The organism is Saccharicrinis fermentans DSM 9555 = JCM 21142 (assembly GCF_000517085.1).
GTDB classification, from domain to species: domain Bacteria; phylum Bacteroidota; class Bacteroidia; order Bacteroidales; family Marinilabiliaceae; genus Saccharicrinis; species Saccharicrinis fermentans.
Window position 1 is genome coordinate 5603677 of the sequence record NZ_KI912107.1, and the last position, 26577, is coordinate 5630253.

Sequence of the window (26577 nt, forward strand, 5' to 3'; positions counted from 1 at the left end):
ATTTGTAATTGACAATAATTTACAAAAGGAAACATAAATTAACACTATTTTTAACATAAATCAACTACATGGAATACACAGTAGGATACAAAAAGACAGTTTGTGCTTAATTTGCCTTACATCTGTCAGAATAATCAGAAACATATTACGAATGGAATTTTAGAAAGAAGAAAAACTATTAAAAATTAGAATCATGATGAAAAGTTTTTTAAGTCTTTTTTTACTTGTCTTTTTGGTTTCGGCAACTCTGGTTGCTCAGCATAAAGTTACAGGTAAAGTGATAGATGAAATGGGGGACCCCGTTCCCGGGGTAAATGTAATTGAAAAAGGAAACAATGTTAATGGTACAATCACTAATATTGATGGGGTGTATACGCTTGAAGCAGAAAGTGGAGAGGCATCTTTAACTTTTTCTTTTATAGGGTTTAAGCAACAAGAGGTAGCCATTGCAGGCCAATCCGTTGTTAATGTAACTTTGATCTCAGATATTACAGGTCTAGATGAAGTGGTGGTGACTGCTTTAGGAATAAAAAGGGAGAAAAAAGCACTGGGGTATGCTGTGCAAGATGTAAAAGCAGAGCAGTTAACACAATCTGGTGATGCTAACCTGGTAAGTTCGTTACAAGGTAAGGTGGCTGGTGTGCAAATTAATCAAGCCGGTACTGGGGTAGGTGGAACGTCCCGTATTGAAATACGTGGAGCAAGTTCATTAAGTGATAATAATAGTCCGCTTTGGATTGTGGATGGAGTTCCTTTTGATGATGGTAATAGCCGAAATGGTAGTGAGTGGGGAGGTACTTCACGAGCAGGAGGAGCATTTGACTTGAATCCTGAGGATATTGAATCTGTTTCGGTTCTTAAGGGGCCTAGTGCTGCTGCGTTATATGGAGAACGAGGTGGTAATGGAGTTATTTTGGTCACTACAAAAAAAGGAACGAAAGGTTCAGGCTTAGGAATTAATTATGCGGGGTCTGTTACTATTTCGGAAGCTGCTTATATGCTTGATCTTCAGGAAAAATATGGTCAAGGTACAGATGGAGAATATAGCAACGAAGCTGTAAGTTCTTGGGGACCAGAAATGGAAGGACAAATGTTTGAATCTTGGACAGGAGAAACGATTCCATTTGAAGTACAAAAAGACCGATTAAAAGATTTTACCAGAACAGGAGTTAGTCAAAATCATAATATATCGATGCATAATGGAAATGATGATGGTAGTTACCGTGTATCGGTGGGTAAAAATATGTTAGAAGGTATTTATGAAGGGCATGAGGTTGATAAAACGAGTTTTGACTTAAGAGCTGATTATAATATCAATAGTTGGTTAAATGTGGATACGAAGTTTTCTTACTTTTTAACAGAAGGAAAAGAAAGACCTGAGATAGGGAATTATAGTTATGTATCTTATTTCAATACGATGCCTATGAATATTCGAAACCAGGATTTAGAGCCGGGTTATGATATTATTGAGGCAAAACATGTTGAAAAATTATATACGACAGCAGGTCCAAATTATCGAAATCCATATTTTTTGCAAGCACAAACCACTAATGAGGATACAAAAAATAGATTTTTTGGTTATGCAGCAGCAAATATCACCATTACATCAGATTTAAAAGCTAAATTCAAGTATGGTATGGATTTTTTCAACTTTAGAGCTACTGAAGGATATTTGTACTCTGATAACGTAGATAGTAGCAGACGTCCAAGTTATCGTTCGGAACAATCTAGTTTTAAAGAAGAGAATTATGAATTCTTATTGAGCTATAACAAGCAATTAAATGAGGATTTTCAATTGGGTTTAAATGTAGGAGCCAATACGATGAATCGTTATGAACGAGGATTAAGTACTTCTTCGGGAAAACTTTCGTCTGAAGATGATTATTTCCTGGAAGCGGGTGCTAATATTGAGGCCTGGGAAGATATTACAGAACAGGAAACCCGTTCTATTTATGGTTTTGGTCAGTTGGCATATAGAGGTATGTTGTATCTGGATCTTACAGCGCGTAATGATTGGTCATCTACTTTAACAGCTCAGGATGCAGATTTTGATAATTCATATTTTTACCCATCCGTTAGTTTGTCAGGTATTGTATCCGAAATGATTGCCTTACCAAGCTGGGTTTCCTTTGCTAAATTAAGAGGATCATGGGCAAAAGTGGGTAAAGCTACTGATCCATACCAAACAAGTGAGAACTATACTTTGGAAACTTGGAATTATGGATATACTATTGGAAATGTGCCCATCACACAGGTGTTTAAGGATTTGAAACCAGAACTTTCTACTTCTTGGGAGCTTGGTGCTGATGTCCGTTTGTTTAACGGACGTATAGGTTTGGATATGACCTACTATAATGAAGAAACAAAAAATCAAATTCTTGAAGTTGAAGGGGTTCAGAGTTCAGGATACCCCTATCGTTTGATCAATGCCGGATTAATTCAAAATAAGGGTCTTGAAGTAATGTTGAGTACAGTGCCTATTAAAACCAATGATTTTAAATTAGGACTGGATTTCAACTTTGCGAAGAATAAAGGCACTTTGGAAGAATTAGAGGATAAGAATGATCCGACTGCGTTGAAAGAATTTACTTTCGGTAGGAGTATTTGGGCTGTTGAAGGAGGTAAATTAGGTGATATTCGAGGAACTATTTATGTTAGAGATGATCAAGGACGTCTTGTTGTTGGTGAGGATGATGGATTACCCATTCGTACTGAGTCATCTGATAATGTGATTGGAAATATGCAGGCAGATTGGACGGGTTCTATTAATTTAAGAGCTGATTACAAAGGGATTTTTCTTGGCGCACTAGTATCGGTGCAGCAAGGAGGAGATGTTGTTTCATTGGCTGAACAAGGAGCCACCAGTGCAGGTACAGCAAAGCGTACTTTAAAAGATGATAGAATGTCATTTTTTGTGGACGGAGTTACTGCGGATGGAAGTGCAAATCATACCATCACTACAGCTGAGGATTATTTCAGCCATATAGCTACTGTGGATGAGGAGTTTGTTTATGATGCATCACATATGAAATTAAAGGAAGTGGTTTTGGGATACAATATTCCTCAGTCATTTTTTAATAAAATACCTAATAATCCAGTTAAGTCAGCACGTATCTCTTTTGTAGGTAGGAATTTATTGTATTTTTATAAGGACACACCGGGTACTGTACCCGATGCAGGAGCCTTTAGTACCGAATATACGGCGCAAGCATATGATGTTTCGTCGGTACCTGCAACCAGAACCTATGGTTTTTCTTTAAATATTGGATTTTAATAAAAAATTGAATAGCATGAAAAAAATATATTTAGCAATAATATCATTGGTGATGGTAGGCATCATCAGTAGCTGTTCCGATGATTTTGGCGACATGAATGTTCCATCTAATGCAACAGATGTCGTGGAGCCTAAGTTTTTCTTAAACGCAATGGAACAAGGTGTTTATAACAATTATCAAAGAAATGTAAATCTTTATCCAGATGTATATAGTCAATATTGGGCCAATACGGTATCTGGTTTTGAAGCCTCACGCTATGAGTATGTGGATGATTGGATCGGTAACCAATGGAGTGAGCATTATGCAGCTATGTTGCGCCGTGCAGATGCTATGGAGCAAATGTTTGGCGAAAATCCAAATTATGTAGATGCCATTGCCATTAAAGATATTTGGATGTGTTATTGGTGGTCGAGAATGTCGGATACTTACGGTGATATACCGTATTTTGGAACGCCTTCCGGAGAGGCCGTTGCTTATACCTCACAAGAGGAAATTTATACCGACTTATTTAAAGTACTAGATAATGCGGTAACCAGTATCACCGGGGGCGCAGATCAGTATGTGTATTCCGATGGATATGATCTGATTTTTGATGGAGATGTGGATAAGTGGAAAAGGTTTGGTAACTCGCTACGTTTACGTCTGGCCATGCGTATTTCTAATGTTAATCCAGAACAGGCAGAGGCAGAAGTTAAAGCAGCCATCGACGGTCCAGGAGGGTTAATGACAAGTAATGATGATGTGGCCAAAGTTTCAATGTGGAGTGAAGGATGGTACGATTACATAAACCAGATGGGATGGAATTGGAATAATATTCGTATGTCAGAGACATTCTCGAACTATTGTTATAGTGAATCTTCTGTAGATGAAGATCCTCGTGCGTCTATTTGGTTTGCCTATCAAAGAGATGTGGAGGGTACGGCTACCGCAATGACGAAAGAAGAGGTGGGTAAAACACGTTATTTTGGTTTGAAAAATGGGCTAAATACGATTGATGATTCGTTTAAGGAAGATTATGCTACCCTTAATCTTGACGGTGGATATGTTGATTTTACGCAAAGTGGAGAAGATGCGATGTCATGTCCCGTGATGTTTTATTCGGAGGTGCAATTTCTGTTAGCTGAAGCAGCCTTAAGAGGATGGGTGTCGGAAAATCCAAATACTTACTATAAGGCAGGCATTCAGGCTTCAATGGATTATGTAGGTGTTGAAAGTGATGATGCTACAGCTTATATAGAAGGTGTGGCTGATTTAGCCGGATCTAATGAAGCACAGTTAAAGAAAATTATTACCCAAAAGTGGTTGGCTAACTTCCCCAATGGTGTGGAAGGTTGGGCCGACTTCCGTAGAACTGATTATCCTGATTTGACTTTGCCTGCAGGTGGTGTAAGCAGTAGCTCTAGTGTGGCTGAAGGGACTTATGTGAAACGAATCAGGTATCCGGATAACGAGCATCGTTTGAACGAAACTAATATGCCAGTCTCTCTCAATTCCTTAGATGCAGATCGTATGGATATTAGAGTTTGGTGGGATGTATCTGATACAAAAACAAAGTCGGATGGGTTAATGAATTCTAACTTTTAACATTAAAAAGTATATACTATGAAATCGTATAAATTAAAGTGGCTATTGGGATTAATTTCTGTTTTTATAGCTATCTCGTTGGGCTCTTGTGAGGATGATGAGACGAAAGGGTCTTGGGAAACACAGTCTTTAGAGGCCTTGATCACGGAAGCGGAAAATTTAATGGAAAATGCAGAAGAAGGTATTAATGCAGGTGATTATAAGCTCGGTTCGAAGGATCAATTGCAAGAAGTGGTAGATTGGGTTTATTGGAGGATAGATAATTCTGATTCACAGGATGACATCGCTGATGCGGCCATTAAGTTGCAGAAATATATCGATATTTTTAAAGCCAGTACAGTAGCTGTTGCTATGCCATGGATCAAACAGGAAAATGATACTTATATTCAGATCTCTGATAATATTAAATCTGTGTTAGATGGAGCCTGGACAATAGAGTTGAAATGCTATATCGTTGATTTAAATTCAAAAGGTTATTCAAACAACTTGTTTTCGGCAGAACAATCAGATCCAGACAGTGGATTTGGAGTTAGGTACTTTAGTGATGGTAGTATCCAGGTTGTAACAGGTAATAGTAACTGGGTTGATTCCGGTGATCAAGCTGGTGCAGGAACTATGAAGTCTGGAGAATGGATGGATGTTACCATGACCAGTGATGGAACTCATCATGAATTATTTATCAATGGAGCTAAAGTAGCCGCTATTGATAATACGCATTTATTAGCTGCAGATGCTTCTTTTGTTATTGGTAACAGTCCTACTTGGACAGATCGCGTTTGTAATGCTGTGGTTAAGGATTTTAAAGTGTGGGATTCGGTGTTGGACGCCGCTACCATCGATGCAAACAGGACTCAATCATTTGAAGGAACCGAGTCGGGTCTTATTTGTTACTTTCCTTTTGGATCTGATTTGGGGACTGAATTTAGTGATGTAACAGGTAATTATACCGCAACAACTGTAGGTGAGATTGAGTGGGTAGCTGAGCCTCCTGTTGTAGTGTTAGATTATGACAATTTGAATGCTGCAATTGTAAAAATGGAAACACTTAAGGCTAATGTGACTGAGGGTGAAAATGACGGAGATTATCCAGTTGGGACATTGGATTATATTGATAACATCATTGCAGAGGGCAATGATATGCTTGCTAATGAAACTCGTCAGTCTGCTTTAGATGATTTTGCCACAACTATTGACGAACAAATAGCTATTATCAATTCTATGTTGGTAGGTGATGCCGATGGTATTTATGTTGATCGTGAAGATTCTGATGCTGTGGGATTTAGAATTACACCTAATTATACTCCACAAGGAAGTTATACCGTAGAGTTTGATGTAAAATTAAAAACGCTTTTTTTCGAAAGTGGTAGTGATGGAGAAATTTTCGGTAATGGAACTTACGGATTAAGAGTTTATGGGTATAACGAATATACCGAAGAGGCTATTCTAAATGCCGGTCGTATATGGAATTTCACAGAAACGAGTGGTGGTTGGTCAGGGCCTGAATCTCCTGCTTTGGCGCTTAAACCTGGTAATTGGCAACATGTTGCCATTGTTCATGATCAAGACGCATTAACCACGTCTATTTATGTAGATGGTGTAATGGTTGTTTCCCAATCTGATATCAGTTATCCTAACGAGTCTGGCTGGGGTGAAACCTGGTTAGGGAACTCCTGGGGAGGTAAGATGAATGGTTCTATTAAGGAATTCCGTATTTGGGATGAGGCTTTGGATGCGAATGATTTAAATGCTCAAATAGCTGGATCAGAGGCTAATTTAAGAATGTATTTCCCATTGACAAAAGTGAAAGGAGTTCAGTTTACTGATGAAACTGGAAACTTTACAGGAGATATGAGGGGTATTGAATGGAATAAATAAAATTGATTGATGATGTTGATCTGATGTGGTCAACGGTGTTTCGTGCCGCAAGTCTCTCTGCATTGAGAGATTTGCGGTTTTTTTATGATCAGAATACTTTGTGGTTAATGGCTCGGTATTCGTTGGGAGTCATGCCATTGTATTTTTTGAATACTTTATAGAAATGTCCGATGGCATTAAATCCACAATTATAGCAAATGGTTTTGATGGGTACATTAGTCATGGTCAATCGTTGTGCAGCATAGTTCATTTTTATTTTTGTCACTGTTTCAGTGAGCGTTTGATTGAGGTATTGTTTTATAATTTTGTTTACATGATCGGTAGTTCGATTGGTAAGTGCTACAAATCCAGGTACACCCTCTCTGAATAATTGCGGTGAATTATATTGTTCTAGAGCAAGGGCTAACCAATGGGGCATATCGTTAGCCATGTCTTCGAACGATTCACTTAACATTCTAAAAATCTGCAGTATGATGATGTCTAAATTGATATATGAACGTTTTTTGGAAAGAATATAATCAGAGAGAGAAGATATTTCATTGAGTTGATCGGCGTTCAATTGAACCATATACGGCATTTTCTCCTTTGTCCAAAAAAATGTCTCCGAGTCGGGGAAATATCGGTCTTTAAATAGTTTTAAGCTTTCTAAATAAAAAGCAATATTGGTAACAACCAGACCTGTGTTGTTTCCCGTGGAGACAAAGGTATGCGTATCTTGAGGTCGTATTAGGCATAGTGTTCCTTTTTCTATATTATGTTTTTCCCCATTTATATAGTGTATTCCTGATCCTTCTTTTATCCAAAAAACTTCGGCATAATCATGATCATGATATTCCAAATTTTCATCTGCCGTTATGGTTCTACGTACAATATGAAAAACATCTTTGGGTTCAATTAAAAAGGAAGGCAGGCTAATTCTTATTTTATTTTTAATATCCATTACAAAATAGTTTTATTTTCTGTATGTGAGATCTCCTTACTTCTGCCATCGGCTTATCTCAACAAAAATGTAACATGTTGTAAATAAGACTAGCAGAAGTCATCGTATCTCGAAAATATTTATCCATTTGTTTGTGAATAAGATTTTCTATTCAAAAGTAACATCATTTGCTGGTATCTGCCTTATTCTTGTGCAACTTTTTGCGCAGGAAGTGATTTACTTGGTTAATCATCAGTTGGTCGCATACTTAAAATGGTCGATTATGACGATATTAATAGTACTTTATGTTTAAAAGTTAGCTAGTGTATTTGGGGTTAGAATGCTGACGGATGACTTATACTGTAATTCGTTGAAATTAAAATTTTTCGATGTTTTGGAGTTGTGATGATAGAGAGGATGTATTTACAACGGAATAGCACAATAAATTTCAGTTGAGACACAATATATCTAATTGTGCTGTGTGTGGTTTAATTTTAACTTTGAATGTTGTTAATAATACAAATCATTGAATAATTTTTTTTAATAATGAAGAATCTAATATTCTTTTTGTGGCTGGTATTTGTATTTAGTGCTTGCTGCCACAATCAAACAATATCGAAAGAAAATACGCCCATTGACTATACCAGTTATGTGAATCCATTAATGGGAACTGATTCTGATTTTTCGCTCTCCAATGGGAATACCTATCCAGCGATTGCACGTCCGTGGGGAATGAATTTTTGGACACCAATGACGGCTAAATTTGGTGATGGTTGGACTTATAAATATAGAGACTATCAGTTAACCGGTTTTAAACAAACCCATCAGCCGAGTCCTTGGATCAATGATTATGCTGCATTTTCATTGATGGCTGTTACCGGTGATTTGGAATTTGAGGCAGAAAAAAGAGCTTCGTGGTATTCGCATAAAGCAGAAATTGTAAAACCTCACTATTATAGTGTTTATTTAGCTGACTATGATACAAGAGTAGAAATTACACCAACAGAGAGAGCTGCAGCTTTTAAATTTACATTTCCACAAAATGAGCATTCATACATTTTATTAGATGCTTTTAAAGGGGGGGCTATGGTCAAAGTGTTGCCCGAGGAAAGAAAAATTATTGGCTACTGTAGAAACAATAGTGGAGGTGTCCCAGATAATTTTCATAATTATTTTGTGGCTGAGTTTGATAAAGATTTTGAGATTATTCATACTTGGGATGGTGATCAATTGAAAAAGGGTTCAGCTTTTGCTCAAGCAGATGAAGTTGGGGCGGTCATTGGTTTTAAAACCAAAGCAGGTGAAGAAGTTCATGTAAAAGTAGCTTCTTCATTTATAAGTGCCGAACAAGCTCAATTAAATCTTGATCGAGAATTGGGAAATAAGTCTTTTGCTCAGGTAAAAGAGGAAGGTAAAACAGAATGGAACAAAGAATTAGGACGTATAAAGGTTGAAGGAAAGAATGTGGATCATATTCGTACTTTCTATTCTACGCTTTATCGTGTTTTGTTATTCCCTCGTAAGTTTTATGAGTTTAATAAAGATGATCAGATTGTTCATTATAGTCCTTATAATGGGGAAGTTCTTCCTGGTTATATGTTTACCGACAATGGCTTTTGGGATACTTTTAGAGCTGTTTTTCCATTTTTTACATTGATGTATCCAGAATTGAATAGTCATATCATGGAAGGTTTAGCAAATACCTACGATGAAAGTGGTTGGTTGCCGGAGTGGGCTAGTCCAGGGCATAGAGGCTGTATGATAGGTTCCAATTCTGCATCCTTGATAGCCGATTCTTACCTCAAGGGAATCAAAGGCTATGATATTGAAAAACTTTATGAAGCGATTATTAAAAATACGGACCATGTCAATAATCAAATAAATTCAGTGGGACGTTATGGTCATGATTATTATAACTCATTGGGGTATATACCATATGATGTAGGTGTAAATGAGAATGTAGCACGCACACTAGAATACGCCTATGCTGATTACTGTATTTGGAAGTTGGCTGAAAAGTTGGGCCGGCCTCAGCCTGAAATAGATTTGTTTAAGAAAAGAGCACAGAACTATAGAAAAGTTTTTGATAGGGAATCAGGTTGGATGCGAGGTCGTAACAAAGATGGTTCTTTTCAGGCTCCTTTTAATCCTTTTAAATGGGGTGATGCTTTTACTGAGGGAAATAGTGTGCACTATACCTGGAGTGTTTTTCAGGATGTTGAGGGACTGATTGGATTGATGGGAGGAGATGAGGCTTTTGTAAGTAAGCTGGATACTGTTTTTAATCTGCCTCCTGTTTTTGATAATTCCTATTATGGTTTTACCATACATGAGATTCGTGAAATGCAGATTGTAGGAATGGGAAATTATGCCCATGGTAATCAACCTATTCAGCATATGTTGTATCTATATAATTACGCAGGACAACCGTGGAAGACGCAAGAAAAAGTTCGTGAGGTAATGAATAAGCTTTATACACCCCATGCAGATGGGTATTGTGGAGATGAGGATAATGGACAAACATCAGCTTGGTATGTTTTTAGTTCTTTGGGTTTTTATCCTGTATGTCCGGGAACTGATCAGTACGTGCTTGGAGCTCCATTGTTTGATAAGGCTACCATAACCCTCGAGGATGGCAAAGAACTAATTATTGAAGCGGTAAATAATAGTGATGAAAATAAATATGTTGAGCATGTTGATTTTAATGGCAATTCGTTAGATCGTAATTATTATACGCATGAAGAATTACAGAGTGGTGGGAAAATTACCATTGAAATGTCGCCTACTCCAAATAAAAAGAGAGGGGTCACCAAAGATGCAGCGCCATATTCTATGAGTAAATAGTTCTGAGTCGTTTGATATATGTGAATGTTTGTGTTATACGAATACTGAAAATAGGAAGTTTAGAAGTTCGAAGTGTTGGAATTTATGTGGAATGAGTTTGAATTACATTCAAAAATGAATATTAAAAGTCTCCTAACAATCATCTTTTTTGCAGTGATATTTTGTGCCTGTGAGAGAGAATCTGCTAATCTTATTGGATATGTGGATCCGATGATTGGTACAGATGGTATTGGACATACATTTCCGGGAGCTACCGTTCCTTTCGGAATGGTACAACTGAGTCCGTCAAATGATTTTAAATCGTGGAACTGGTGTTCTGGTTACCATTATTCTGATACTATTTTAAAAGGTTTTGCACATACACATATCAGTGGAGCTGGATTGGCCGGCTTAGGAGATATTTTATTGATGCCAACTGTGGGGGTAGTTCAGTTAAATCCAGGAACAGAGGATGATCCGGCATCAGGTTATCGTTCCAGATTTTCGCATAAAAGTGAAAAAAGTACGCCTGGTTATTATTCTGTTTTGTTGGACGATTACAATGTGAAAGTTGAATTGACAGCTTCTGAAAGAGTTGGATTTCATAGATACACAATGTCTAAACCAGGAGTGTTGAATGTTATCATAGATCCTACCCATAATATCATGGAAAGGATTGTAGAGACAGGTGTTGAAATTGTCTCAAATACTACACTAAGGGGATTTAAAAGATGTGAAGGGGAGGGAGGAGCAAGGACTGTTTATTTTTATGCGAAGTTTTCTAAACCTTTTGTATCTTATGGTGTAGCCAAGGGAGATAGTATAATGGAAGGTGAAAAGAGGCTGAAGGGAACAAATACGAAAGCATATATCCAAGCGAAATTAAAGCATGATGAAGTGCTTGAAATCCAGGTGGCTTTATCTTTTGTTGGATATCAAGGGGCAAAGGCAAATTTGAATGCCGAGGTTCAAGGCAAGTCCTTTGATGATGTAAAACGATTGGCTCAAAGTAAGTGGGAAGAGAAATTAAATAAGATGATCGTTACAGGTTCGTCACAAGCCGATAAAAGAACCTTTTATACAGCGATGTATCATTCATTTATATCACCTAACTTAATTTCAGATGTGGATGGGAGATATTGGTTAGAAGGTAAGGTCTATCAATCGGATTTTCCACAGTATTCAAATTTTTCTACCTGGGATACTTTCCGTGCTTTAAATCCATTGTTTACTATTGTTGAACAAGAAAAAACAGCTGAGTTTGTTAACTCTTTGGCAAGTAGATATACAGAAACAAAAGTAGGATTGCCGGTTTGGGAGTGTATGGGGCATGATAATGTTTGTATGATCGGATATAGTGCTGTTTCTCCAATGGTAGATGCAGCTTTAAAAAATATAAAGGGAATTCAACCTGAAGAAGTATATGAAGCAGTGAAGGCCGCTGCGATGTCGTTGGAGAAGCATTCTCCTAACTACGACAAAAATGGGATGGATTATTACTTAAAAATGGGCTATGTTCCTGGTGAGTTGAATTGTGCTGTGTCTAAAACAACCGAACAAAATTATTATGACTGGTGTATCTCAGCTTTGGCTGATCGCTTAGGTAAGAAAGATGATGCGGCGCTTTTTGCTGAACGAAGTGTTGGTTATAAAAATTTGTATAGATCCGATAAAAAACGTTTGTATTCTAAATATACAACCGGAGAATGGCGGGAAATGAAATTGAATGTGTGGGATGACTTAATTGCCAATTATGTTTCTGGAAATATCTGGGGGTATTCGGCATTCGTGCCCCATGATGTAAATGGTCTAATGGAGTTGATAGGAGGTAAGGATGAATTTGCTAAGTGGTTGGATGATATTTTTTTAGATACGACTTCGATAGATGGACATACCCATGTGGATATCTCAGGTTTTATTGGAAAATATGGGCATGGAGATGAACCTTCGCAACATATGCCTTATTTGTATAATTATGCTGGTCAACCTTGGAAAACGCAAGAAAGAGTTCGACAAGTAATATCTGAATTCTATCATGATAAACCTGATGGCCTTGTTAATAACGATGACTTGGGACAGATGTCAGCTTGGTATTTGTTTAGTGCGATGGGGTTTTACCCTGTCTGTCCCGGTGATATGAAATATATGATAGGTTCTCCATTATTTAAAAAAGTAGTTATTAACTTAGAGAATGGAAAGCAATGGATTATTAAAGCCAATAATGATCCAAAGAAAAATATTTATATTCAGTCTGTTACATTGAATGGGGAGCCATATACTAAATCATACTTGACCCATGAGCAGATAATGAATGGTGGTAATCTGGTGTTTGAAATGGGGGCTGCTCCTAACAAAAAATGGGGTGTTTTACCCGAAGATAGACCAATATCTAAAGTACATACCGAAAAGGCCAATCGCTTACCTCAAATTACTCATAAACCATTTGATAAAGATAGGAGTGAGGTATTCGAAGAGGCCTATCAGGTAAAACTGGTATGTAATACAGAGAAGGCTGACATTTATTATACCCTGAATGGTGACATACCCCATAAAAATAGTAAACGTTACAAAAAGCCGTTCGTCATTCATAAAACAACAAATTTAAAAGCCATTGCATATGCTGATGGTATGCAGCCTAGTTTTGTTTATGATCGCACTTATTATGCAGGAAGAAGATTTGGAGACTTGAAAGATGGATTTCCTCGAATTACGATGATTACCAGGCCTAAAAAGTTCGGCGATTCAGATGGTAATATGTTGATGGATTTAAAAGTGGGGTCGGGAAGTTTTAATGATGGTAGATGGACTGGATTTGACGGTGAAGATATGGTAGCGACCATTGATTTTGGGCAAGCAATATCCATCGACAATGTAAGTATTGGATATTTATCCAATACAGCAGTTTGGATTTTTCCTCCATCAGCCATGGTCATTAGAGCTTCCTTGGATGATGATAAATATGAAATAATAGGTTCGAAGAAATGGAGGTTTTCGCAAGAAGAGCTGGAAGGACCTTTCGTGAAAAGAGAAGAGTTTACTTTTAAGAGTCAAAAAATCAGATACCTTAATATTGAAGTTTCAAACTATGGGATAGTACCTGATTGGCATGCTGCAGCAGGACATAAGGGTTGGATGTTTGTTGATGAGATCTTGATTAATTAGAAATTATGTGAGAGTATGGGTTCTAATGGCTGAATTGGTGATGATATGTGTTAGAGAACTAAAAAGTAAGTGTGATAAATGATGATGGTGAATAAACTAAAATATATAGTAGTCCTATTAATGGTATTTGAGGTAGCTGCATTTTGTCAGAATTATACGCAATATGTTAATCCATTTATAGGAACAACGAATTTTGGTACAACAAATCCAGGAGCCATTGTTCCACAGGCAATGGTTTCTGTAGTACCATTTAATGTTACAGGTTCAGATCTGAATAAGTGGGATAAAGACGCCCGTTGGTGGTCAACACCTTATTCTTGGGATAATCAGTTTTTAACAGGTTTTTCTCATGTCAATCTTAGTGGAGTAGGGTGTCCTGATTTAGGGGTAATAATGGTAATGCCAACGACGGGTACTGTTGATGCCAATCTTAAACATTATGGATCTATAATGTCCGGGCAAAGGGCAGAGCCCGGATATTATACCTGTAAGCTGGAGAAATACAATGTGAAAGCAGAAGTTACTTCGACCAAAAGAACGGGCTTGAGTAAATTTACTTTTCCGAAAGGAGAATCTAATATTATTATTGACCTAGGTAACAGTCTCACCAATGAGTCGGGTGCTTATGTAAAAGTTGTAAGTGATCGCGAAGTAGAAGGTTGGAGAATGACTGGTAACTTCTGTTACCACGGAAATTCGGAGCGTCCAGTTTATTTTGTGGCTCGTTTCAATAAACCAGCTACCTCTTTTGGAGCTTTTAAAAAAATGCCTGCCATGATGGGGGCAGAAAAGGATTGGTCTGCAAGCTCAGGTAAGTTTAAATACTATACACAATTTCTTCATCCTCTAGCTGGTGATAGTATAGGTGCATATTTTTCTTTTGATACAGATGCCGGTGAGTCTGTAATGGTTCAAGTAGGGATATCATATGTAAGTATTGCAAATGCCCGGCAGAATCTGGAATATGAATCCAATGGATTTTCTTTTGAAAAAACCCGAAATGAGGCTCGAGAGGAATGGAATAATGTTCTTTCAAAAGTTAGAGTGGAAGGAGGAACTGAGGATCAGAAAACTGTTTTCTATACGGCTTTATACCATATGAATATTCATCCCAACATCATCAACGATGTGAATGGACAATATCCAATGATGGAAAGTTATGGTATTGGAGAAGTGAAAGATAGGGATCGATATACTGTTTTTTCTCTTTGGGATACGTACCGGAATTTCCATCCTTTGATGAGTTTGTTATATCCTGAAAAACAGTTGGATATGGTTCGCTCTATGGTGGATATGTACAAGGAAGGCGGCTGGTTACCTAAATGGGAACTGAATAGCAAAGAGACCTATACGATGAATGGGGATCCTTCATTTCCTGTTATAACGGATACTTATTTACGTGGATTAACCGATTTTGATGTACAAACGGCCTATGAGGCCATGTTAAAGTCTGCCACAACTCCTCAAAAGGATAATAAGATTAGGACAAATAATGATTTTTATTTACAGAAGGGCTATGTGCCTTTTACTGAGGATTATGACAACTCAGTGTCAATAGCTTTGGAGCTTTATCTGGCAGATTGGAATTTGGGTGTTTTGGCTAACAAGTTAGGATATAGAAAAGAAGGGAAAAGATTTATTAGTCAATCCAAAGGATATAAAAACTACTTTGATAAGAAGACTTTTAAAATGCTTCGACCTAAAAAAGCAGATGGAACTTTTATTGCTGATTTCGATCCCTTGCAAGGACAGAATTTTGAACCAGTGCATGGTTTTCATGAAGGTACTGCCTGGCAATATACCTTTGGAGTACCCCATGATATCAATGGCTTAATCAAGTTAAATGGTGGAGGAAAGCAATTTGCAAAAAAGCTGCAAGATATTTTTGACCATCAATTATTTGATATGGCCAATGAGCCGGATATGCATTACCCTTTTTTGTTTAACTATGTGAAAGGTCAGGAATGGAGAGCGCAAAAAGAAGTACAAAGACTTTTGGATACTTATTTTAAAAACGAACCTGGAGGTATTCCCGGGAATGATGATTGTGGAACCATGAGTGCATGGGTAGCCTATAGTATGATGGGGTTTTATCCCGTTTGTCCTGGAGATATGAATTACACGATTACGAAACCTGTATTTGATAAAGTAACTATTGAGCTAGATGCTCGGTTTTATGCCGATTCAACATTTCAAATCATCAAGCATTCAGGAGCTGATAAGGAATATATTAAAAGTATAAGGTGGAATGGACAAGCTGTTAAATCTTTTTTCATTCATCATGATAGGGTAGTTAATGGAGGAAAGCTTGAAATTCATATGGGAGAAAAGGAATGATGGGGGTAGTATATGAGAGGGAGTGCTGTAGTGCCAATGAAGGATTGAATTAATTGATATGAAGCGGAATAGTTTTGAACTTGAGATATGTGCAGCGAATATCCAATCTGTAATAGCGGCAGATAAAGGTGGGGCTGATAGAGTAGAGCTTTGTGATAATTTAATAGAAGGAGGAACAACACCTTCTTTAGGGATTATTTCTGTGGCTAAAGAGATGGCTTCTCTGGATGTTTTTCCCATGATTCGACCACGGGGTGGTAATTTTGTTTATGATGATATTGAACAGGAAATTATGTTACGGGATATAAAGCTGGCAGTAGAAAGAGGTGCAGATGGAATAGTCATAGGAGCTTTAACGGTTAATGGAGCAATTGATTATGATTTTTGTTGTAGGTTGATTGAAGCAGCCAGAGGATTGCCCATCACTTTTCACCGTGCTTTCGATCAGTGTAAACAGCCATTTGTTGCCTTAGAGATATTAATATCTATGGGGGTTAAACGATTATTAACCTCGGGACAGAAGAATAAGGCTATAGATGGAGTCGATTTGATAAGTATGTTGCAAAAAAGTGCAGCAAATAGCTTACAAGTGATGCCCGGGAGTGGTATTGATGAAAATAATATCACTAAGCTGGCACAGCAAACAGGTGTAAAAGCTTTTCATGCTTCTTTACGTGATATATACAAGCAGGAACCTGTTTATACACGCAGCGAAGTGAGGTTTAATGGATCTAAGGATTTGCCAGAAAACCAAGTGAAGACATCCAATATAAAGAGAATTAAAAGTATAATTAGCGAAATAGAAAGAATATGAAATATAATGATATTCTAAAACCTATGTTTATTCTTTTATTGGTGGTATTAATGCTGCCACAGATGGGATGCGATAATAGTGTAAGTAACGACAATAGTAGAGTTATAGAACGCGATTTTCAGCAAGTATATAAGAAATATAAAGATCAGAATAAGACGCTGTTTTCTGTTTTTCAAAAAAAAATGACTGAAAAAGAAAAGTTTTATCTGAAGTTTCTTTATGCGTATATGCCACTGAACGATATGGCTGATTATCCGGGTGAATTTTTTCTAAATAATGTGCGATTAGCCATGGCAGCCAGAGATTCATTTAGCTGGGGATCATCGATTTCTGAGGATGTTTTTCTCCATTTTGTGCTTCCGTATAGGGTAAATAATGAAAACTTAGATACTGCACGGATCGTATTTTTTAAAGAGTTGTATCCTCGTATTAAGGATTTACCGATTGAGCAAGCAGCCCTTGAGGTAAACCATTGGTGTCATGAAAAAGTAAATTATCAGCCAACAGATTCGCGTACTATTTCTCCTTTGGGAGCTATTAAAACGGCTTATGGTCGGTGTGGAGAAGAATCCACTTTTGCAGTAACAGCGATGCGTTCTGTAGGTATTCCTGCCCGGCAGGTTTATACCCCTCGTTGGGCTCATGTTGATGATAATCACGCATGGGTTGAAGTTTGGGTGAATGGTAGATGGCAGTATCTGGGAGCTTGTGAGCCGGAGCCGGTTTTAAATATGGGGTGGTTTGACGCACCGGTATTACGCGCTATGATGGTGTATACAAAAGCTTTTGGAAAATACATGGGTGAAGAGAATGTGATTGATTCACAGAATAAGTATGCCACTCTTAATTCTCTTCATAATTATGCGCCAACAAAGGATATTTGGGTAAAAATTCAAGGAGAAGAAGAGACTCACATTGAGTTTGGTTTGTATAATTATGCCGAATTTTTTCCTATCAAGAGCCAGGATATAAAGGCAGGAGCGTTTGCACATATTAAAACAGGATTAGGAGATATAAGAGTTTTTGCCTCCAACAAATCGGGGCATTTTGCTATTAAAAAAATCAACGTATCAGACGTGGACACGGTTTTTATCGAGCTGGATAAAAGGGTGGGTAATGAATTTAATATGTCGTTCGAAAATGTTCCTCCGGTTGAAAAAAAGCCAGCCTCTGTTGATGCTGTAGGAACCCAAGCAAATAAAAAACGTTTGTCAGAAGAAGATCAAATAAGGAGTGATTTTATTAGTTCTTTTTACGACCGTGAGAGGCTAAAGGTATTGGCCAAAGAGATAGGACTAAATGCGGATACGCTTTGGCCTTATATGAAAGAAGCAAGAGGTAACTATTCTGAAATTGAATTATTTTTAAAGAAGGGTGTACAGGTCAATAAGCAAAACCTTATTCCGCTGTTGCAAGTTATTGCTAAAAAAGATTTGCACGATGTTTCTGCTGATGTGTTGTTGGATCATTTAAAGTGGTTTAAAATATTTAATGGAATAGAGTGTGATCATAGATTGGTTAATAAGTATATTTTAAATCCTAGAATTTATTTAGAAGGGCTTTCTCCTTACCGTGCCTTTTTACAAAAGGCTTTTGATCAGATTACTAAAGATGATGTCTCAAAAGCTGTTAAAGAAGTTGTTGTTTGGATCAATGGCCATATCATGGTTGATGAAAGCAGTAATTATTACAAGGTAAATATCTCTCCCCAAGGAGTTTTTAATATGAAAACATGTGATAGTTTTAGTCGTAAGTTGTTTTTTATCGCGACTCTTCGTTCGTTGGGTATCCCTGCTCGTTTAGAGCCGGCAACTCATGAGGCGCAGTATTTTAACAATAAATGGATTAATATAAGCTTTGATCAAAGTTATAAAAACGATCAGCCTGAGATGGCTAAAGTGAAATTTGCAGCTGATGAAGATTATGATATAGAACCTTTATATCGTGTTCATTTTAGTATCGCAAAGTTTAAGGACGGAAGGTTTCAGACGCTTCATTACGATTGGGAAAAACCATTGTCATCATTTCCTGAAGAAATTGAAATAGAGGCGGGTTATTACCAATTGCTGACAGGAAATAGAATGGAGGATGGTTCTGTACTGGTAAATCAACAATTTGTCAATATAGAGCCTGGCAGTCAACAAGAGTTAAAGATCAAGATAAATGAAGACAGAAAAGCGTTGAAGGAAATAGCCTGTTGTAAATCATTCAATCTAAATGATAGTCTTTCTGTGTTAGGATGGATTGATCCTGGTTCAGAACCGGGGAATCATTTTTTTAATGACTTTAAATCATTGAGAGATACCTATGAATCGGCGAAAGTGCCATTTACTTTTTTCTGTACAGATAAAAGTATGAAGGCAGAAATTGTTGAAAATACTTATGAGGGCTGTATTGTGAAGGAAGATAGTGACTTGATTGTACTTAAAGCGTTTTATGAGCAAACTAAATTGTCCCGTGAAATTCAGCTTCCGGTATTTGTGGTGGTAGATAATAATGGTGAGGTGTATTATCATTCGTCAGGATATAATATTGGCACGTCCGAACAGCTATTAAAGATATATAAACGGTTACTCTTGCAATAGATACTGTTCTATGTTTTTTATAATATAAACATAGGATATAGTATTAAAAAATAGTGACTTAACGAATACAATAAATCGATGATAAAAAAAGGAAATAGGGAAGGGCATCCTGCTTTTTGGGTTCCCTCGGTATATTTTGCAATGGGATTACCATTTATTGCCATTGCTCAGGCATCTGCTTTGATGTATAAAAACATGGGTATAAGTGATACGCAAATTGCTTTGTGGACCTCCTTGATCATGCTTCCATGGACATTGAAGCCCCTGTGGAGTCCAGTTTTAGAGATGTTTAAAACAAAAAAGCATTTTGTGGTAGCGACTCAGTTGGTTACAGGAATTACCTTTGCTTTAGTTGCTTTGTCTTTACCATTGAATCATTTTTTTAGTTATTCCATAGCATTGTTAGGGGTAATTGCATTTAGTGGTTCTACGCATGATATTGCAACAGATGGTCTTTATCTAAGTGTCCTTTCTCCTAAGTTACAAGCTAAATACATTGGTTGGCAGGGGGCCGCTTATAATGTTGCTAAAATTGTATCTGCAGGAGGGGTGGTCTATTTAGCTGGAGTTTTAGAGGAGTCTTTGGGGGTTAAATATGCTTGGATGATTGTGATGGGTATTTATGGTGGAGTAATGTTTATGTTGGGATTGTATCATATTAAAATGTTACCAAGTGGAGGTGAAGCTACAGAAGTAAAGTCGTTTAGCGAGGGAGTGGAAACATTGGTGGATGTGATAAAGACGTTTTTTCAGAAAAAATTTATCGGTTGGTATATCATGTTTATTGTTCTGTTTCGATTTGCCGAAGGATTTGCCATTAAAATTGCACCATTGTTTTTTAAGGCTGCTAATACCGAGGGGGGGTTAGATCTTCCAACCAAGGAAATTGGTTTGGTTTATGGAACATTTGGTGCCGCAGCTTTTGTTTTAGGATCCCTACTGGGAGGCTATTTTATCTCCTCCAAAGGTTTGAAAAGAACACTCTTTAAATTGGCATTGGTTTTTAATATACCATTTGGAGTTTACTTGTTCTTGGCTTTTTATCAACCCGAAAATATTTATATAATTTCAGGAGCTGTGATAGTAGAATATTTTGGATATGGCTTTGGTTTTGTGGGTCTTATGTTGTTTATGATGCAGCAGATTGCGCCTGGAAAATATAAAACAGCCCATTATGCTTTTGCGTCAGGAATCATGAATTTAGGCTTTATGATTCCATCGATGTTAAGTGGTTATTTAAGTGATTTATTAGGATATAAAGTGTTTTTTATCTGGGTTTTAGTGGCTACGGTTCCTGCTTTATTGGTGGCTTATTTTGTGCCGTTTACCTACGAGGATCCAGAAAAGAATCAGAATGATGTTAAAAGGAATAAAGAAATAGATTATGTTGAGTAAAAATAGAATTCCCTGGCAAGAAAAACCAGAAGGCAGTAAGGATGTTATGTGGCGGTATTCCGAGAATCCTATTATCGGAAGGTATGAAACAGCTACGTCTAATAGTATTTTTAATAGTGCTGTTGTTCCCTATGAAGATGGTTTTGCGGGTGTGTTTAGGTGTGATAATAAATCCGTACAAATGAATATACATGCAGGTTTTAGTGAAGATGGAATACATTGGAATATTGAGGATGACCCCATTGTGATGAAGGAAGGGAATACTTCTATGATAGATTCTGATTATAAATACGACCCGCGTGTTACTTTTATTGAGGATAGGTATTGGGTAACCTGGTGTAATGGTTATCATGGACCAACGATTGGTATTGCTTATACATTCGATTTTAAGGAATTTTTTCAGTGTGAAAATGCATTTTTACCTTTTAACAGAAATGGAGTGCTCTTTCCTGAGAAAATAAATGGGAAGTATTGTATGTTGAGCAGACCAAGTGATAATGGACATACTGCCTTTGGAAATATCCATTTAAGTTATAGTCCGGATATGAAATATTGGGGAGAGCATCGCTCTGTTTTAAAAGTAACTGCTTTTGAGGATAGTGCTTGGCAATGTCTGAAAGTAGGTGCGGGTGGTGTGCCTATTAAGACCCATGAGGGATGGCTGATGTTTTACCATGGAGTTATCAAAACATGTAGCGGGTTCCGTTATTCAATGGGAGCTGCTTTGTTAGATTTGGAACAGCCAGATAAAGTATTGTATCGCTCCCAACCATATTTGTTGGCCCCTGCGGTTGATTATGAGCAGAATGGTGATGTGCCCAACGTGATTTTTCCGTGTGCTTCATTGCACGACGAAGAAGGAAAAGTAACGGTGTACTATGGGGCCGCTGACTCTGTTGTGGGAATCGCCTTTGGTCGTATCCCTGAGATTATTGAGTGGTTAAAAAATAATTCTATCTAGTTGATTAAGCATATCTTTTATTGCTAAGTGTTTGTATTGTTGTGAAATAGGTGCCCAATCTAATAAATAATGAAACGATTACATATATATATATCTTTGTCTGTTCTGGCTTTCTTTTCATGCCAGAATAAAAATGTTGACTTAACAAAGGAAGGCCATATTTTAACATCTTATGTTGATCCATTTATTGGTACTGATGGACCAGGGAATACTTATCCAGGTGCTGTTATGCCTTGGGGAATGGTACAACTAAGTCCGGATAATGGGCTGGCCGGCTGGGATAGAATAGCTGGTTATTACTGGCAGGATTCAACCATTGCAGGTTTTAGTCATAAGCATTTAAGTGGAACAGGTGCTGGTGATTTATATGATATATTGATAATGCCATATAATAGTAGGTTTACGAAGGATTTATGGCCTGATCAAAAGGAATATCGTCCTTACGCACAGTTTAGTCATGATCAAGAAGAGGCTGTTCCAGGCTATTACGCTGTTGATTTATTAAGTTCTGGTATAAAAGCTGAGTTGACGACCACTGAAAGAGTGGGCCTTCATCGGTACACTTTCCCCAAGGATAAGGAGTCTAAGATTTTATTGGATCTTGGATATAAATTAAACTGGGATGAGCCAACAGAAACGTATTTAAAATTAGAAGATGAGCATACTATTGTGGGATATCGATATTCCACGGGGTGGGCACCAGATCAGCGAGAGCATTTTGTTTTAAAAATATCCAGGCCAATAAAAAATATTGTTTTTTATGCGGGGGAAGAAAAAGTGGATGCACATAAAGTAAAAGCCACTAAAACAAAGGCCGAAATTATTTTTTCTTCAGATGAAAATGAGCAGGTAATCATTAAGTTAGCTTTGTCTTCTCACTCCATTGAGGGCGCAAAAAGAAATATGGAGTCGGAGTGCCCAGACTGGGATTTTGACCAAGTGAAGTCTTCTGCTTTAAGAGCGTGGAACAGACAGTTGGGAATGGTTGAAGTAAAGGGAAGTGAAGATCAAAAAAAGATATTTTATACCAATTTATACCACTGCTTTTTAACCCCGTCCTTGCACGCTGATGTGGATGGTATGTATAAGGGAGCGGATGGTCATATGCATCAGGCTATTGGGTATGAAAAAATGGAAACATTTTCGCTTTGGGATACTTATCGAACTGCACATCCTCTCTATACCATTCTGGCACCTGAAAAGGTCAGTGATATGGTACGGTCGTTTTTAAGTCACTATGATGAAACAGGCTTGCTCCCTGTTTGGAGTATGGCTGGTAATGAAACGAATATGATGATTGGTTACCATTCCGTTCCTGTTATTGTGGATGCCTATTTTAAAGGAATCCCAATGAATGCCCAAAAAGCATTTGAGGCCTGTAAAGCCACTGCCATGAGTGATGCATGGAGCTTGAAGGATTATAAGAAGTATGGGTATGTGCCGGCTGATGATCAAAGTAATGGACATTGGAGTGTGTCTAAAACACTAGAATATGCATATGATGATGGGTGCATCGCTGTTTTTGCAAAGGCATTAAATAAAATAGAAGATTACAAGTATTTTAAGCAGAGAGCCGATAATTGGAAGCATTTGTATGACAAGGAATCAACTTTCTTTCGACCAAGAAAGAAAGATGGCTCATTTGTTAAACCTTTTAGCCCCAAGGAATATACTGAGTATTATTGTGAGAGTAATGCCTGGCAGTATTTTTGGCATGTACAACACGATATTCCAGGTCTGATTCAACTGTTAGGTAAGAAAGCATTTGTGGCTAAACTAGATTCTATGTTTAGTTATGAACACGAAGCAGGTGATAAATTACCTATTTTTTCAACGGGTATGATAGGACAATATGCCCATGGTAATGAGCCTAGTCATCACGTAGCCTATTTGTATAATCAAATAGGGCAGCCCGAGAAGACACAGAAGATGGTTCGTAAGATCATAGAATCACAATATAGTATTAAACCGGATGGCTATTGTGGAAATGAGGACTGTGGACAGATGTCTGCTTGGCTGGTGATGTCTGCATTGGGTTTGTATCCGGTGAATCCTGCCAATGGTGTATACCACCTCACTTCACCTTGGGTGGAGGAAGCCACTATCCATCTGCCCAATGGTAAAAATTTCTCCATTAAAACGAAAAGTAAAGGAGAGAACAAAATATTGATAGACGCAGTTCATCTCAATGGAAAAGAAATGGAGATGTTGACAATTACCCATCAACAGTTAATGGATGGAGGAGAATTGCTTTTTATGTTGAAGTAATGCTTGTTTGTGCCAATTGATTGGATGGTTGAGATCCTGCGCAATGAATAAGGTTATTGTTTTAAACAAAAAATAAATTTAATATGGTTACTAGATTTTCGCCCGTTGAAGAGCTATTCTTTCATAAATCAGGCGTTAAAAAAACAAGTACTAAAATACCGTATATTACGGTTGATAATTTTCCTCAGCTTGGAATGTTTACAGCATTTCGGTTTTTAGAGTGGGTTGCAGATAACCCAGAGGGTGTAATCAGTTTGCCTACAGGTAAAACGCCTGAGTATTTTATTCGTTGGACGCAATATTTGTTGGAGAATTGGAACAATGCAAAGGGGAAGAAAATTAGAGAAGAGCATGGTTTGAAAATTGACAAAAAACCGGATTTAAGTAAACTACATTTTGTTCAGATTGATGAATTTTATCCGGTGAGTTCTTCTCAGAAAAACAGTTTTTATCATTATGTAAATGAATTTTACATCAAGGGGTTTGGCCTTGATCCTGATCGGGCATTGTTGATTAATTGTGATCAGATTCCCTTGGTTGATGGCAAAAAATTTGCAGAGGTTTTTCCTGATAGTATTGTTGATTTGTCATTGCGTTATCGTGAGGCGAAAAGCAAAAAGGAAAAAGAGCAGCAGGACTCAATTTTTATGATTGATGATTGGTGTGTGAAGTATGAACGAAAAATTAGAGAAAAGGGTGGTATTGGATTCTTTTTGGGCGGTATTGGACCAGATGGACATATTGCTTTTAATACACGCGGTTCTGATCATTTTTCCACTACTCGTTTGACGGGTACCAATTTTGAAACGCAAGCACAGGCTGCCGGAGATCTTGGTGGTATTGAAGTGTCACGTAATCGTTTGGTTATTACCATAGGACTGGAGTCTATCACTTACAATAAGGAAGCTGTGGCGATTCTTTTTGCTGCTGGTGAAGCAAAGGCTCCTGTGGTAAAAAATGCCCTTGAAAGTGAGCTGTCGGTGTTATACCCTGCTACTGTGTTGCAGGCTTTGCCGAATAGTAAGTTCTATATTACCAAAAGTGCTGGTGTTAAGTTGAAAGATAGTGTTGAGGCTTACTACAAAACAGGTGAGTGGACAAAGGAAAAAACAGAGCGAGCTATTATTGATTTGTGTAAAAGAATTAATAAATATGGTCCTAAACTGGAACTTGCAGATCTGAAGTCGGATCCCTACTGCAGTATGATACCTGACTTATCGCTGGATACGATTCAGGAAGTGATGGAGTCTGTTCAGTCTAAATTATTGAAAGGAATACAACAGGAGAAAAATCAGGTTTTTTATCATACCGGACCGCATCATGATGATATACCGTTGGGTATGCAACCACATGTAAACAGAATACTGAGGGAGCCTAGTAATAAATCTGTTTTTTCGGTGCTTACTTCTGGGTTTACAGCGGTTACAAATCGTTTTGTGACTGAAACATTGGATTGTACCAAGAAATTATTGGATGAAGGAAGAATTCAGATGATTAAGTTTCCTGATTTTTTTGAATCAGGTTATAAGTACAAGTGGGACAAAGATGTGTATCATTTTCTTTTGCATGTGGCTTCAGATGAATCTTTGGAGAGAGTCAGGGGACTTTGTCACAGGGTGGTCAGAGCTATTGTTGAAATATGGGCTGTAAGAGATTATGAAGAGCTTAGAAATACTATCAATGCAATTTTATCTAATATACGCGATAGTTACGATGGACAAAAGAATCCGCCTAAAATACAGAAGTTAAAGGGCATGATTCGTGAGTTTGAGGAGGAACTGGTCTGGGCACACTCGGGAGTGCAAGTAAAAAATGTTCGTCACCTTCGTTTGGGTTTTTATACAGGAGATATCTTTACGGAGCAACCCAATAGAGAACGAGATGTTACACCTATCCTAGAAGAGTTTAGGAAAGAGAAACCTAATGTGATCAGCTTGGCATTGGATCCGGAAGGAAGTGGACCGGATACGCATTATAAGGTTCTTCAGGCCATTGCTGATGCTATCCGATTGTGGAATAAGGAAGCGGATTTGAGTGAACTGCGCATCTGGGGGTATCGAAATGTTTGGTTTAAATTTGCTCCCTCAGAGGCCAACGTTATGGTTCCTGTAAGTTTGAATGCCATGGATGTTTTGGATAAATCATTTAGTGATTGTTATTTGAGTCAGGTCAATGCTTCTTTTCCTAGTTATGAGTTGGATGGTAGATTTAGTACTCTGGCAAAAAATATTTGGGTAGAGCAATTGGAAACTGTTCAGTATTTGTTAGGTAAAGATTACTTCTATACACACGAAAACCCAAGCATCAGAGCCAGTCATGGACTGATCTTTTTTAAGGAGATGAATGTAGAAGAGTTTTTACTTCATGCACGAGAACTGGAAAAGTCAATGGAGGGTTAAGTGATTGATTGGAACTAGGTTTTGATAAAGATGCTTCTTGACATGTTCAAGAAGCATCTTTTTTTTCGTGCATGGTTTCTTGTTCTTTTATAACCGATAATTATTCCTCTATGGCGAGTATCTTATATTATTAATAGAAAAATGATTTATTTTCGAATTAGCTAAAACGTTTTAGCTAAT

At 37.5% G+C, this 26577-nt stretch carries 13 protein-coding genes; 12 read left to right on the forward strand and 1 reads right to left on the reverse strand.

Features of this window, described 5'->3' with window-relative positions:
• Nucleotides 1-193: 193 nt before the first annotated feature.
• From CYTFE_RS0122985 to CYTFE_RS0122995, 3 genes are read left to right on the forward strand one after another with little or no spacing between them, the layout of a single operon-like run.
• Nucleotides 194-3274 carry a SusC/RagA family TonB-linked outer membrane protein gene (locus tag CYTFE_RS0122985; protein WP_027473743.1) on the forward strand — a complete coding sequence of 1027 codons (3081 nt, stop codon included), beginning with the start codon at nt 194-196 and terminating at the stop codon, nt 3272-3274.
• Nucleotides 3275-3290: 16 nt separating this feature from the next.
• Complete coding sequence (locus tag CYTFE_RS0122990) at nt 3291-4859, forward strand: SusD/RagB family nutrient-binding outer membrane lipoprotein (RefSeq protein ID WP_154665720.1); 1569 nt, start codon at nt 3291-3293, stop codon at nt 4857-4859.
• Between the two features lie 18 nt (nt 4860-4877).
• Nucleotides 4878-6734 carry a LamG domain-containing protein gene (locus CYTFE_RS0122995; RefSeq protein ID WP_027473745.1) on the forward strand — a complete coding sequence of 619 codons (1857 nt, stop codon included), beginning with the start codon at nt 4878-4880 and terminating at the stop codon, nt 6732-6734.
• Nucleotides 6735-6822: 88 nt separating this feature from the next.
• Here CYTFE_RS0122995 and CYTFE_RS0123000 read toward each other — a convergent pair whose 3' ends face one another.
• A complete protein-coding gene (locus CYTFE_RS0123000) occupies nt 6823-7674 on the reverse strand; it encodes an AraC family transcriptional regulator (protein WP_052343385.1) in 852 nt (283 codons plus the stop codon).
• A gap of 525 nt (nt 7675-8199) precedes the next feature.
• On the opposite strand from CYTFE_RS0123000, the gene CYTFE_RS0123005 reads away from it, so the two are divergent.
• The 9 genes from CYTFE_RS0123005 (at nt 8200) to CYTFE_RS0123045 (ending at nt 26397) form a co-directional block, all read left to right on the forward strand.
• Nucleotides 8200-10497: a GH92 family glycosyl hydrolase gene (locus CYTFE_RS0123005; RefSeq protein ID WP_027473747.1), complete on the forward strand. Its 2298-nt coding sequence runs from the start codon at nt 8200-8202 to the stop codon at nt 10495-10497.
• Between the two features lie 114 nt (nt 10498-10611).
• On the forward strand, nt 10612-13638 hold the full coding sequence (locus CYTFE_RS27845) for a GH92 family glycosyl hydrolase (RefSeq protein ID WP_162150104.1): 3027 nt from the start codon (nt 10612-10614) through the stop codon (nt 13636-13638).
• Between the two features lie 78 nt (nt 13639-13716).
• On the forward strand, nt 13717-15975 hold the full coding sequence (locus tag CYTFE_RS0123015) for a GH92 family glycosyl hydrolase (RefSeq protein WP_152541636.1): 2259 nt from the start codon (nt 13717-13719) through the stop codon (nt 15973-15975).
• A 58-nt stretch (nt 15976-16033) separates the two neighbouring features.
• Complete coding sequence (locus CYTFE_RS0123020; protein ID WP_027473749.1) at nt 16034-16789, forward strand: copper homeostasis protein CutC; 756 nt, start codon at nt 16034-16036, stop codon at nt 16787-16789.
• Nucleotides 16786-19374, forward strand: coding sequence for a transglutaminase domain-containing protein (locus CYTFE_RS0123025; protein ID WP_027473750.1), 2589 nt, complete (start codon nt 16786-16788; stop codon nt 19372-19374). Before CYTFE_RS0123020 ends, CYTFE_RS0123025 begins: the two co-directional genes overlap by 4 nt.
• 78 nt (nt 19375-19452) lie before the next feature.
• On the forward strand, nt 19453-20769 hold the full coding sequence (locus tag CYTFE_RS27850; protein WP_044211809.1) for an MFS transporter: 1317 nt from the start codon (nt 19453-19455) through the stop codon (nt 20767-20769).
• On the forward strand, nt 20759-21730 hold the full coding sequence (locus CYTFE_RS0123035) for a glycoside hydrolase family 130 protein (RefSeq protein WP_027473751.1): 972 nt from the start codon (nt 20759-20761) through the stop codon (nt 21728-21730). The genes CYTFE_RS27850 and CYTFE_RS0123035 overlap by 11 nt, the downstream gene beginning before the upstream one ends.
• Nucleotides 21731-21799: 69 nt before the next feature.
• Nucleotides 21800-23998, forward strand: a complete 2199-nt coding sequence (locus tag CYTFE_RS0123040; protein ID WP_027473752.1) for a GH92 family glycosyl hydrolase — start codon at nt 21800-21802, stop codon at nt 23996-23998.
• Between the two features lie 83 nt (nt 23999-24081).
• A complete protein-coding gene (locus CYTFE_RS0123045) occupies nt 24082-26397 on the forward strand; it encodes a glucosamine-6-phosphate isomerase (RefSeq protein WP_027473753.1) in 2316 nt (771 codons plus the stop codon).
• Nucleotides 26398-26577: the final 180 nt, after the last annotated feature.

What these genes read in the sequence shown, in the direction of transcription:
- CYTFE_RS0122985 (WP_027473743.1), top strand. Translation starts at nt 194, where the DNA reads ATGATGAAAAGTTTTTTAAGTCTTTTTTTACTTGTCTTTTTGGTTTCG.
- CYTFE_RS0122990 (WP_154665720.1), top strand. Translation starts at nt 3,291, where the DNA reads ATGAAAAAAATATATTTAGCAATAATATCATTGGTGATGGTAGGCATC.
- CYTFE_RS0122995 (WP_027473745.1), top strand. Translation starts at nt 4,878, where the DNA reads ATGAAATCGTATAAATTAAAGTGGCTATTGGGATTAATTTCTGTTTTT.
- CYTFE_RS0123000 (WP_052343385.1), bottom strand. Translation starts at nt 7,674, where the DNA reads ATGGATATTAAAAATAAAATAAGAATTAGCCTGCCTTCCTTTTTAATT.
- CYTFE_RS0123005 (WP_027473747.1), top strand. Translation starts at nt 8,200, where the DNA reads ATGAAGAATCTAATATTCTTTTTGTGGCTGGTATTTGTATTTAGTGCT.
- CYTFE_RS27845 (WP_162150104.1), top strand. Translation starts at nt 10,612, where the DNA reads ATGAATATTAAAAGTCTCCTAACAATCATCTTTTTTGCAGTGATATTT.
- CYTFE_RS0123015 (WP_152541636.1), top strand. Translation starts at nt 13,717, where the DNA reads ATGATGATGGTGAATAAACTAAAATATATAGTAGTCCTATTAATGGTA.
- CYTFE_RS0123020 (WP_027473749.1), top strand. Translation starts at nt 16,034, where the DNA reads ATGAAGCGGAATAGTTTTGAACTTGAGATATGTGCAGCGAATATCCAA.
- CYTFE_RS0123025 (WP_027473750.1), top strand. Translation starts at nt 16,786, where the DNA reads ATGAAATATAATGATATTCTAAAACCTATGTTTATTCTTTTATTGGTG.
- CYTFE_RS27850 (WP_044211809.1), top strand. Translation starts at nt 19,453, where the DNA reads ATGATAAAAAAAGGAAATAGGGAAGGGCATCCTGCTTTTTGGGTTCCC.
- CYTFE_RS0123035 (WP_027473751.1), top strand. Translation starts at nt 20,759, where the DNA reads ATGTTGAGTAAAAATAGAATTCCCTGGCAAGAAAAACCAGAAGGCAGT.
- CYTFE_RS0123040 (WP_027473752.1), top strand. Translation starts at nt 21,800, where the DNA reads ATGAAACGATTACATATATATATATCTTTGTCTGTTCTGGCTTTCTTT.
- CYTFE_RS0123045 (WP_027473753.1), top strand. Translation starts at nt 24,082, where the DNA reads ATGGTTACTAGATTTTCGCCCGTTGAAGAGCTATTCTTTCATAAATCA.